Origin of the sequence: Parasphingorhabdus sp., assembly GCF_036963705.1 — a bacterium.
In the GTDB taxonomy this organism is placed as follows: Bacteria; Pseudomonadota; Alphaproteobacteria; order Sphingomonadales; family Sphingomonadaceae; genus Parasphingorhabdus.
Genome location: NZ_JBALUT010000078.1, coordinates 1 through 11,276 on the forward strand (window position 1 = coordinate 1; position 11,276 = coordinate 11,276).

Genomic DNA, 11,276 nt, shown 5'->3' on the forward strand with positions numbered 1-11,276 from the left:
GTGTACAGCGTCAGCCGAAGGAAATGCTCGCGCGCGTCGGCCTGTCGGGGGATCAGGCCGGTGTGTTTTTTGAAACCGACTATGTCGCCGCGCTGCGACTTGCCAAACAATTGTCCGCGATCACATTGCATTAGCCGGGGCTGGAAAATCTAACGGTGATTATCGCACAAGATTCATCAGTCTGGACTTCAGCCAGAGTCGCCGCCGACTGAAAATCGCAAAAACACTTGTCGCTGGGCCGTCCTTCTGCCATCGAAACCGGCGAATGACACTGGACGCGATCTAGCTCGAGGCAATCACCGCTCAATCCATGCACGCTTTTGCAAATCCTACCCGTTTCTTGACGCTGGCCAAGCCGCTGACACCATTTTTGCTGTTTGGCGGCATCGTCATGGTTTTGATCGCTTGCGTCTGGGGCCTGATGGCTACGCCGGCCGAGCGGTTGCAAGGTGATACGGTAAAGATCATCTTCGTCCACGTGCCAATGGCGTGGCTAGGCATGGCGGGATGGAGCGGCATCGCGATCGCCAGTGTTACCGAACTGATCTGGCGACATCCGCTCGCCTCGCATGCGGCGCGCGCGATTGCGGTTCCGGGGGCGTTGTTTTCTCTTCTATGTCTGATCACGGGTTCGATCTGGGGGCGTCCGGCCTGGGGAACCTGGTGGGTCTGGGATGGCCGACTGACCTCGATGCTAGTGCTGTTTTTTCTCTATCTTGCCTATATCGTTCTCGCTAACGAAACGAGCAGGGCCAATGGCCAGAGCCGGATTGCCGCAATTTTTGGTGTGGTAGGCATCGTCAACCTGCCGATCATTCGCTTTTCGGTCGAATGGTGGGAGACCCAGCATCAGGGCACGAGCATCAGCATCATGGGGAAGTCCACCATTGATGCTCTCTATCTATGGCCTCTATTGGTTTCGGCGATAGGTTTCTCTCTCTTATTCGGCGCGATTGTGCTTATGCGGATGCGCGCCAGTCTGGCGCAAACCAAAGTCGATGCCCGGCTGAAAAGGATGGCAGCCGAATGAACCACTGGCCTTTCGTCTTCGCCTCTTATGCCATAGTGCTGATTGGCACAGCAGCGGTTGTCGTGAACAGCTATGTCTCGATGCTCCGGGCCGAGCGCAAGGCAGATCAATTGAGTAAGCGTAAATGAAAGCAAAACATCAAAGACTGACTCTGGTGCTGGTGGCGGTGGTTGCCCTGATCGGCGCCGGTGTGCTTGCTGCCTATGCGCTGCAGGACCAGGCCAGCTATTTTTATACGCCGTCCGATATTGCAACCAAGAAGCCTGAAGCGGGTGCCGCCATTCGCCTTGGCGGCATGGTCGAAGAAGGCTCGATCCAGCGCTCGGCCGACGGGGTGACGGTACAATTCATCGTCCAGGACGGCACGGCGCAGCAAAATGTTACCTACACCGGGATTACACCGGATTTATTCGTCGAGGGTTCGGGCGTAGTTGCTGACGGACGGCTGGACGAAAATGGCATGTTTGTCGCCGAGACATTGCTCGCCAAACATGATGAAAATTATATTCCGCGTGAACTGGAGGGTATAGATATGACCGCCGGCAAGCGCAAAACGGAGACGCTGGTCCAATGATCGCCGAAACGGGACTGATCGCGCTCTGGCTCGCCGGCGCACTGACATTGTTGCAATTCATTCTGGGTGCGGTGGGTCTGCGGACCGAACGCGAGGCCTATTATGCCGCGATCCGGCCGGTGGCGATTGCCCAGGGGCTTTTTGTCACCTTGTCATTTCTGCTGCTGATCTGGCTGTTCCTGCGTTCCGACATGTCGGTCAAGCTGGTGGTGATGAACAGCGCTTCGGTGAAGCCCTTGCTTTACAAATTTGCCGGAACCTGGGGCAATCACGAAGGATCGATGCTGTTGTGGGTGACGGTGATGGGATTGGCCGGTGCCTTCATTGCGATGTTCGAACGCTCGCTCAAAACCAAAACTCTGGTCGCGACGCTAGCAGCACAAGCCTTTATCAGCCTCGGTTTTTACGCCTTTCTGCTAGTATCTTCCAACCCGTTCGAGCGGATGTTTCCGATCCCGGCGGACGGGCAGGGGCTCAATCCGCTATTGCAGGATCCCGGTCTCGCTTTCCACCCGCCGACGCTCTATTTCGGCTATGTCGGGCTTTCGGTCGCCTTTTCCTTTGCCGTTGGCGCGATGATTACCCGCGATGTCGGAGCGGCCTTTGCCAAGGCGATGCGGCCATGGGTCTTGGGCGCATGGATTTTTCTGACTCTCGGCATTACTGCCGGCAGCTATTGGGCATATTATGAGCTCGGCTGGGGCGGTTGGTGGTTCTGGGACCCGGTCGAAAATGCTTCGCTGATGCCCTGGCTGGCCGCGACTGCATTGCTCCATTCGGTAACCGTTCTGGCCACGCGTGATGGTCTGCGAGCCTGGACATTGATGCTGGCGGTGGTCGCTTTCTCGATGTCGATGATCGGAACATTCCTGGTTCGCTCCGGCATCTTGACCAGCGTTCATGCCTTTGCCGTGGACCCCGAAAGAGGCAGCTTCATTCTGGCCTTGCTCGCCCTCTATATTGGGGGAGCAATGGCATTGTTCGCGCTGCGTGTCGGCACAGTGAAAGAAGGCTCGCGGTTCGAACTGGTCAGCCGCGAAGGTGCGCTGGTTGCCAACAATCTGCTGCTGTCGGTGATTTTGGCATTGGTGTTTATCGGTACGCTTTATCCGTTGCTGGTCGAAGCGATAACCGGAGACAAATTGTCGGTCGGTCCTCCCTATTTCAATCTCGCGACCGGACCGCTGGCGCTGATGCTGGTCGCGGTTATGGCCGCAGGCCCGCTGTTACGCTGGCGACGCGATAGTCCCAAAGCTTTGATCAACCGCATCTCTATCCCGATTCTGATCGCGGCCACTGCGCTATTTGCTTTGGCTTTGTTCACCACCGGCATGTCGGTCCTCGCATTGCTCGGCCTTGGCCTGGCTGCCGGGGTGGCCGTTGCCAGCTTCGCACCCTTGTGGAAACGCAACCTGCGCCGCACGCCGTTGCACACCTACGGCATGGTCATCGCCCATTTCGGTATCGCGGTGGCGCTTGTCGGCATGGCTTGCGAATCCAGCTTTACCGAAGAAAGACTGGTCGCGGCAAAGCCGGGTGACGAAATTGTCGTGAATGACTGGAAGCTCAAGTTCGAGGCGATCGAACCGGTCGCCGGACCCAATTGGACCGCCCTCGAAAGCCGGATTACTGCACAATATGGCGATGGCGCGGTGCATCAAATCGCACCGCAAAACCGGATGTTTGCTGCCGCCCAGACCCAAACCAGCGAAGCCGCGCTGCTCACCCGCTGGAACGGGCAGCTCTATGTCGTGCTCGGCGATGGTGACAGCGAGGGCCGTTGGCAGATCCGGGTCTGGTGGAAACCGTTTGTCCCGCTGATCTGGTTTGGCGGTATATTGGTTGCGCTGGGCGGTTTCTTGGCAATGGTTGGTCGTTTACGGCGTGGTTATAAACAGCGCAAGCAACGGGAATATGCCGAGGCTATGCTATGAACCGCTGGTTGCTCTGGTTGCCGCTCGCTCTCTTCGGCCTGTTTTTCGCTGCGGTCGCAACCGGCCTGATGATGCCGAAGGACAATATCATCGTGAGCAAGATGGTGGGCAAGCCTATGCCCGCATTCGCCTTGCCCGGAGCGGTTGAACAGCGGCCTGCCTTGAGCAGCGCCGATCTCGCCAAGGGCAAGCCGACATTGCTCAATATTTTCGCCAGCTGGTGCGTGCCCTGTATTGCAGAGGCACCGCAATTGTTGGCGCTGCAGCGGGCAGGGGTTGAAATCAACGCGATCGCCAGCCGCGATACGCCAGAAGATATTGCCAATTTTCTCAACCGCTGGGGCAATCCTTATGCCCGCATCGGTACCGACACGACGAGCAAGGTGCAGCTCGAACTAGGCTCTTCGGGTGTTCCGGAGACTTTTGTGATCAATGGAAAGGGCGTCATCGTCCATCAGCATATCGGGGATATCCGCGAAGAAGACATTCCCAAGCTACTGAAATTGCTTGAGGAAGCGAAGTGAGGCGCTTTCTTGCCCTGTTGAGCATGTGTCTCGCGGTTCCGATCGCGGCACAAACCGGTCTGCCGCCCGCGCCATATGCCGACCGGCAGCTGGATGACCCGCGACAGGAAGCTGCTGCGCGCGATCTGATGGAAGAATTGCGCTGTCTGAAATGCCAAAGCCAGTCGATCGCCGACAGCAATGCGCCGATGGCTGGCGACATGCGCAGTCAGGTGCGGGAAAAAATTGCCGCTGGCGAAACGCCGGAAGAGGTCAGGAGCTGGCTGGTCGAGCGCTATGGCAATTGGGTGTCCTACAATCCACCAATCGCCTCAGCCGTTACCTGGCCGCTGTGGATTGCACCGATCATCCTGCTGCTTGCCGCCTTTTGGCTGGCGCGCGGGCGTTTCCGCAAACCAAAGGATGATGAATGATGGGCTGGATCATAGTTTTTGTCTTGGTGCTTGTTTGTGCTGCTGCCCTGATCTGGCTCGGGAAATTATCCCGCAGCACATATGAAATCACCGCTGCCGCGTTGTTGCTCGGTGTTGCAGGCTACGCCTGGCAGGGACATCCGGGAATGGCGGGCGTCTCGGTCGTGCCGAAGGAAACAGCCAATAGTTTCGACGATGCGACAATTGATGCGCGCAACGAAATGGGTGAGCGTTTTGGCACGGCACGCGAATGGCTGGTGTTCTCCGATTCTCTCAATCGGTCCGGCAAGCACGGGGCCGCTGCCAATTATCTACGCAACGGGGTGAAGGAACATCCGGACGATCCCGATCTCTGGGTCGGACTGGGCAATGCGCTGGTGGTTCATGCCAATGGCGTGATTACCCCCGCCGCGCAATTCGCCTTCCAGCGAGCAGCTGACTTGTCGCCGGAACATCCCGGGCCACCGTTTTTCCTCGGACTGGCTTATGCCCAGTCGGGAAAGATCGATCAGGCCCGGGCAATCTGGACCGAATTGCTCGCCAGAAGCAGCGAAGACGCCCCGTGGCGCGAAGATCTCGAGTCGCGCCTGGCGACTATGGAACAGATACAACCCACACTACCCGTTCAGCCGGAGCCACCGGCAGAGCAGTAAAACCCCAGCTTTATGAATAAGTTGATATTCAAGCGTAGTCGTTTTATTGCACCTGCTAAATGCCCGTGCTAAGCGCGCGCGCTTGCTGACACGAATGCCAGTAAACCGCATATTGTGTCCAAATTGATCGGGGTATAGCCGTAACGGCCAATCAATGTCCGCAGAACCAACCGAAAGTGCAGAAACGCTAGACGACACGGTGCGAACCCACGGTTCGCCACAGCGTAATACTGCCATTGCCAAATTGTCGGCGGGCGCGATTGGCATCGTGTTCGGCGACATCGGGACGAGTCCGCTATACGCGTTTCGCGAGACGTTTATCGGCGCGCATCCGCTGGAACTCGACCGGATTCACGTGCTTGGCGTCGTCAGCCTGATCTTCTGGTCGATGACGCTGGTGGTGACCATCCAATATGTCACCATAACCATGCGTGCTGACAACAAGGGGCAGGGCGGTAGTCTTGCGCTGGTAGCGCTGATTTCCGGGGTTATGCGACGATCCAAATATGGCTGGCTGGCGATATTGCTCGGCGTATTTGCGACCGCGCTTTTCTATGGTGACAGCATGATCACGCCCGCGATTTCGGTTCTATCCGCGGTCGAAGGACTGGCCGTTGTGCAGCCCGGACTGGGTCATCTGGTCATTCCGATCGCGCTGACCCTGCTGGTCTTTCTGTTTCTGATCCAGTCACGCGGCACCGCGAAAATAGGCGCGCTGTTCGCGCCGGTGATGTTTGTTTATTTCACCGTTATCGGGACGCTTGGCATCATCCAGATTGTTGGCCATCCTTCGGTTCTCTATGCCTTCAACCCCTGGTATGCCGTGCAGTTTTTCATCACCGACGGCTTTAAGGCATTTTTGGCGCTGGGTTCGGTCGTACTGGCGGTTACCGGCTCCGAGGCGCTGTTTGCCGACATGGGCCATTTCGGCAAGAAACCGATGCGGATTGCCTGGTATGGTTTCGTCATGCCAGCGCTGCTGTGCAATTATTTCGGACAGGGTGCGATGATCCTGTCTCTGGATGCCGCCGGTGCAACCGAAGCGATCAAAAGCCCGTTCTTCATCATGGCGCCGGAAGTTCTCCGTCTGCCGCTGGTCATATTGGCGACGATGGCGACCTTCATCGCTAGCCAGGCCGTGATCTCCGGCTCTTTCTCGGTGACCCATCAGGCGATCCAGCTCGGATTCATTCCTCGCCTGACGATCAAGCACACCAGTGCTTCGGAAGCTGGGCAAATTTATATCCCCTTCGTCAACTGGGCGATCATGATTTCGGTAATCCTGCTGGTGCTGACCTTCCAGACCTCGAGCAATCTGGCTTCGGCCTATGGTATTGCGGTGACCGGCGCGATGTTCATCGATACCTGTTTGCTGGCCATTGTGATGGTCGTCCTGTGGAAATGGAAACTGTGGTTCACGATACCGTTGCTGGCTATTTTCTTCATCGTCGACGGTGCCTATTTCGCGGCCAACCTGACCAAGGTTCCCGATGGCGGCTGGTTCCCATTGGCGGTTGGTGGCGTTGCCTTCGTCATTCTGACGACATGGGCCAAAGGCCGCCAGATCATGCGGAAAAACATGGCTGAATCGGCGATGCCAATCGAGATCTTCACCAAATCCGCTGCCAACAGCGCCACAAGGGTTCCCGGAACCGCCATTTTCATGGCCTCTTCTTCGGCCGGGGTGCCATCGGCGCTGCTGCACAATATCAAACATAACAAGGTCATCCACGAACGGGTGGTGATCCTGACCGTCAACATCAATGATGTGCCGACGATCGAAGCAGACAAGCGCTGCGAGGTAAAGGATATCGGCCATGGCTTCTACCGGCTCATCCTCCATTTCGGTTTCATGCAGGAAACCGATGTGCCGGAAGCCTTGAAAGAGGTCAAAGGGTGCGGGATGGAATTCGACATGATGACAACCAGCTTCTTCCTGTCGCGTCAGACGTTGCTGCCATCGAAAAAACCGGAGATGATGGTCTGGCGAGAAAAGCTTTTTGCCTGGATGCTGCGCAACGCGGCGACCGCGATGGAGTTTTTCAAGCTTCCCACCAATCGGGTGGTGGAGCTCGGGAGCCAGATGGAAATTTGACGCCTGAGTGCAGCCGCCTTCGACCGGCTTTTCCCCGCGCCAAATATTCGGTGGCCTATCGCGGCTCTCTCTACTAAATAGCGGCCATCCGATTCTCGACACAGGAATTGCCCATGCGCATCGCCATCGCCTCCGATCACGCCGCTTTAGATATGAAAGCCGCTCTGGTGGACTGGCTGAATGAGGCAGGCCATGACGTAACTGACCTTGGGCCGATGACCAATGATAGCGTCGACTATCCCGATTTTGGTTACAAGCTGGCCGCCGAAGTGGCATCCGGTCGCGCAGAACGAGGCGTAGCGCTTTGCGGCTCCGGTCTTGGCATCTCGATGGCGGTCAATCGCAATCCCGCTTGCCGCTGTGCTCTGGTCTCCGAAGGCCTGTCGGCAAAACTGTCCCGGGAGCATAATGACGCGAATGTCATTGCCATGGGCGCAAGGCTAGTCGGCATCGAAATCGCCAAGGACTGTCTCGATATCTTTTTAAAAACCCCATTTGGCGGCGACCGGCACCAGCGCCGGGTCGACAAATTAACCGCACCAAAATTTGAAGGAGTAGAAGCGTGAGCAATGTCGCAGATATGCAGGATATCCGCCAAACCGGATTTTTCGACTTTTCTGTCGACGAGAGCGATCCGGCAGTGGCTGGCGCGATCAACTCCGAATTGGCACGCCAGCAAAACCAGATCGAGCTGATTGCGTCGGAAAATATCGTTTCCAGGGCAGTGCTGCAAGCTCAGGGCTCGGTCTTCACCAACAAATATGCCGAAGGCTATCCTGGACGCCGCTATTATCAGGGCTGTGCGCCGTCGGATGCGGTCGAGACGCTGGCGATCGAACGCGCCAAGCAGCTGTTTGATTGCGGCTTTGCCAATGTGCAGCCGCATTCCGGAGCGCAGGCCAATGGCGCGGTGATGCTCGCGCTGGTCAAGCCGGGCGATACAATTCTCGGCATGTCGCTCGATGCTGGCGGGCATTTGACCCATGGAGCGAAACCGGCCCAGTCGGGCAAATGGTTCAACGCGATCCAATATGGCGTCAACGACGACGATCACCTGATCAACTATGAAGAAGTCGAGGCGCTTGCCAAGGAACATCAGCCGAAACTGATCATCGCTGGCGGCTCTGCCTATCCGCGCCAGATTGATTTCGCCAAATTCCGTGCGATCGCCGACTCCGTAGGTGCCTTGTTCATGGTCGACATGGCGCATTTCGCCGGACTGGTTGCGACCGGATTGCATCCGAGCCCGCTCGGATTTGCCGATGTCGTGACGACCACGACCCACAAAACCCTGCGCGGACCACGCGGCGGGATGATATTGACCAATGACGAAGCCATTGCCAAGAAGATCAATTCTGCGGTTTTCCCTGGCCTCCAGGGTGGTCCCTTGATGCACGTGATCGCGGCCAAGGCGGTAGCCTTTGGTGAGGCGCTGCGTCCGGAATTCACCAGCTATTGCGCTGCGGTGATTGAAAATGCGAAAATTCTGGCTGCAACGCTCAAGGAACGGGGCGCTGACGTGGTTGCCGGCGGTACCGACACCCATCTAGCGCTGATCGATCTTTCGCCACTGGGCATCACTGGGCGTGACGCCGACGAAGCGCTCGAGCGGGCAGGCATCACCTGCAACAAGAACAGCATCCCCAATGATCCGCAGCCGCCGATGAAGACCAGCGGCATCCGCGTCGGATCACCGGCCGGCACCACCCGCGGCTTTGGTCCTGCCGAGTTCAAGATGATCGGCGATATGGTGGCGGATGTGCTCGACGGTTTGCGCCAGAAAGGCGAGGCGGGGGATCCAGATATCGAAGCCGATGTTCGTGAACGGGTGCAGGCGCTTTGCGACCGTTTCCCGATTTACCAGGATTGATCGGAAAAGCATCACATGCGTTGCCCCTTTTGTGCCCATGACGACAGTCAGGTCAAAGACAGCCGTCCCACCGAGGACAACACAACGATCAGACGCCGGCGTCAGTGCGAAGGTTGTGGCGCTCGGTTCACGACATTTGAACGCGTGCAATTGCGTGAAATAACGGTGGTCAAAAGCGAGGACCGCAAGGAACCGTTTGACCGGTCGAAGATTGATCTCTCGGTGGCTCTGGCTTGCCGCAAACGGGGCCTGGCCCAAGAGCAGATGGATCAGCTTGTTTCCGGTATCCAGCGCCAGCTGGAAACCAGCGGAGAAACCGAAATTCCTTCGCAGAAAATCGGCGAGATGGTGATGGACGGCCTGAAGGCGCTCGACAGCGTCGCCTACATACGCTTTGCCTCGGTCTATAAGGATTTTACCGAAGCCAAGGATTTCAAGGAATTTGCAGGTACTCTGAAAGACGTCGGCGGCGTGTGAGCAACCAACCCGCAATCATATTGGTCAATCCGCAGCTCGGGCAAAATATCGGCAAGGCGGCACGGGCGATGCTGAATTTCGGGCTGACCGAAATGCGCATTGTAAAACCGCGCGATGGCTGGCCCAATCCGGATGCCGGTCCATCGGCTTCGGGCGCGGATCAGGTGCTTGAACATGCCCAGGTTTTTGAAACGACCGCCGAGGCGGTCGCGGATTGTGCTCATGTCTATGCCACTACGGTGCGCAAACGAAGCATGACCAAGACGGTACTCACGCCATGGGAAGCTGCTGAAGATATGGCGCAGGCGAGCGGGAAATGCGCGATATTGTTCGGGCCGGAGCGTGCCGGTCTTGAAATTGTCGATGTCGAACTGGCGCGCAAGATCATCACCGTACCGATCAACCCGGAATTCGGATCGCTCAATCTGGCCCAGGCTGTTATCCTTGTGGCTTATGAAATATCCAAGATGGACAGCGTCGGCAATGTCCAGCCGACGCTGGAAAAGAAACTGGCTGAACCGGCTCCGCAGAAAGAGCTCGATATGTTCTACGAGCATCTCGAACGGGCGCTGGATAAAAACGGCTATTTCTACCCGGCGGAACGGGCTGGAGCGACGAAAGTGACGCTCCGCAATATGCTGACCAAGCCGGCGTGGACGAATGAAGAGGTAAAGACCTGGCGCGGCGTTATCTCGTCGCTGGAACGGCCGCCACGCAAGGACAAAGCCGAAAAGCCTTGATGGTTGGCGCTATTTGCGCAGCTGGTCCCATTTCTGCAATTCATAGCTTATCGACGTTTCGACCAGCATTTCCCAGATCGCGGCCATCGTGGGTACGGGAACGCCTGCTTGTTCTGCCAGATGTTTGACGTTTTGAAGAACAGCAGCCTTGCGCGCTTCATCACGCACGGCGTTGCGATCCTGCTTGATCCGCGCGGCGGCGTCCATGCAGGCGAAACGCTGGGCCATCAGGGCAATGATTTCCGCGTCGACACGGTCGACCTGTTCGCGGACATCGGTCATGGTTTCCATGGGCGGCAGTGGCTTGGGGTCATTCATGCCAGCCCAATAATCGTCACTCGTCAGAGAGTCGAGGCCTGCCGGTCGTATTGGCAAGATTTTCGCGGGTGAACGATGTTGACAATCGGAGCTTTGCTCGCCATAGGCCCGCTCTTGCAATTGGCTCCGCACCCCGGTGAAGCGGTGGCCGCATCAATACTCATGGTTTTGATGGTGCGTTCCGGGAAGACTTAGAAACAGCAAATGAGGAGTCATTGATATGACCAAACGTACCAGTTCAAAATATAAACTTGATCGCCGTATGGGCGAGAATATTTGGGGCCGCCCCAAATCTCCCGTCAATCGTCGTGACTATGGCCCAGGCCAGCACGGTCAGCGCCGCAAGGGCAAGCTGTCCGACTTCGGTATCCAGTTGCGCGCCAAGCAGAAGCTCAAGGGCTATTACGGCGATGTGACGGAAAAGCAGTTCCGCCGCGCTTATAAAGAAGCCGCAGCGATGAAGGGCGATACCAGCCAGAACCTGATCGGCCTGCTCGAACAGCGTCTCGACATGGTTGTCTATCGCGCCAAGTTCACTCCGACCATCTTTTCTGCCCGTCAGCTCGTAAGCCACGGACATATCCGGGTAAACGGCGTCAAATGTAATGTTGCATCGCGCAAGGTTGTACCGGGCGACGTGATTTCGCT

Annotated in this window: 14 protein-coding genes; 13 read left to right on the top strand and 1 reads right to left on the bottom strand. The window is 57.1% G+C overall.

What is annotated here, in order from left to right; genetic code table 11:
- Positions 1-310 precede the first annotated feature (310 nt).
- The 12 genes from ccmC to V7680_RS13525 all read left to right on the top strand — a co-directional run bounded on the left by ccmC (position 311) and on the right by V7680_RS13525 (position 10,310).
- Entirely contained in the window at positions 311-1,030 is a 720-nt protein-coding gene (gene ccmC / locus V7680_RS13470) for a heme ABC transporter permease CcmC (protein ID WP_335653783.1), read from the top strand.
- The gene (locus V7680_RS13475; RefSeq protein ID WP_335653784.1) at positions 1,027-1,158 is read left to right on the top strand and encodes a hypothetical protein; all 132 of its coding nucleotides are present in this window, start codon (positions 1,027-1,029) and stop codon (positions 1,156-1,158) included. The genes ccmC and V7680_RS13475 overlap by 4 nt, the downstream gene beginning before the upstream one ends.
- Positions 1,155-1,604 (top strand): cytochrome c maturation protein CcmE, encoded by a 450-nt coding sequence (ccmE, locus tag V7680_RS13480; protein WP_335653785.1) that lies wholly within the window; start codon positions 1,155-1,157, stop codon positions 1,602-1,604. The genes V7680_RS13475 and ccmE overlap by 4 nt, the downstream gene beginning before the upstream one ends.
- Positions 1,601-3,538: a heme lyase CcmF/NrfE family subunit gene (locus V7680_RS13485; RefSeq protein ID WP_335653786.1), complete on the top strand. Its 1,938-nt coding sequence runs from the start codon at positions 1,601-1,603 to the stop codon at positions 3,536-3,538. Before ccmE ends, V7680_RS13485 begins: the two co-directional genes overlap by 4 nt.
- The gene (locus V7680_RS13490) at positions 3,535-4,062 is read left to right on the top strand and encodes a DsbE family thiol:disulfide interchange protein (protein ID WP_335653787.1); all 528 of its coding nucleotides are present in this window, start codon (positions 3,535-3,537) and stop codon (positions 4,060-4,062) included. The genes V7680_RS13485 and V7680_RS13490 overlap by 4 nt, the downstream gene beginning before the upstream one ends.
- Entirely contained in the window at positions 4,059-4,475 is a 417-nt protein-coding gene (locus V7680_RS13495; protein WP_335653788.1) for a cytochrome c-type biogenesis protein, read from the top strand. Before V7680_RS13490 ends, V7680_RS13495 begins: the two co-directional genes overlap by 4 nt.
- On the top strand, positions 4,472-5,128 hold the full coding sequence (locus V7680_RS13500; RefSeq protein ID WP_335653789.1) for a tetratricopeptide repeat protein: 657 nt from the start codon (positions 4,472-4,474) through the stop codon (positions 5,126-5,128). The genes V7680_RS13495 and V7680_RS13500 overlap by 4 nt, the downstream gene beginning before the upstream one ends.
- A gap of 154 nt (positions 5,129-5,282) precedes the next feature.
- Entirely contained in the window at positions 5,283-7,223 is a 1,941-nt protein-coding gene (locus tag V7680_RS13505; RefSeq protein ID WP_335653790.1) for a potassium transporter Kup, read from the top strand.
- A 113-nt stretch (positions 7,224-7,336) separates the two neighbouring features.
- Positions 7,337-7,789, top strand: coding sequence for a ribose 5-phosphate isomerase B (gene rpiB / locus V7680_RS13510; RefSeq protein WP_335653791.1), 453 nt, complete (start codon positions 7,337-7,339; stop codon positions 7,787-7,789).
- Positions 7,790-7,803: 14 nt separating this feature from the next.
- Entirely contained in the window at positions 7,804-9,093 is a 1,290-nt protein-coding gene (gene glyA, locus V7680_RS13515; protein WP_335653796.1) for a serine hydroxymethyltransferase, read from the top strand.
- 15 nt (positions 9,094-9,108) lie between these two features.
- Positions 9,109-9,570 carry a transcriptional regulator NrdR gene (gene nrdR, locus V7680_RS13520; protein ID WP_335653792.1) on the top strand — a complete coding sequence of 154 codons (462 nt, stop codon included), beginning with the start codon at positions 9,109-9,111 and terminating at the stop codon, positions 9,568-9,570.
- Entirely contained in the window at positions 9,567-10,310 is a 744-nt protein-coding gene (locus V7680_RS13525; RefSeq protein ID WP_335653793.1) for an RNA methyltransferase, read from the top strand. Before nrdR ends, V7680_RS13525 begins: the two co-directional genes overlap by 4 nt.
- 9 nt (positions 10,311-10,319) lie before the next feature.
- Here the strand turns inward: V7680_RS13525 and V7680_RS13530 are convergent, their stop codons facing one another.
- On the bottom strand, positions 10,320-10,628 hold the full coding sequence (locus V7680_RS13530) for a chorismate mutase (protein WP_335653794.1): 309 nt from the start codon (positions 10,626-10,628) through the stop codon (positions 10,320-10,322).
- A gap of 220 nt (positions 10,629-10,848) precedes the next feature.
- Here V7680_RS13530 and rpsD point away from each other — a divergent pair.
- Positions 10,849-11,276: 30S ribosomal protein S4 (gene rpsD, locus V7680_RS13535; protein WP_335653795.1), on the top strand; the 428-nt coding region annotated here is incomplete at its 3' end.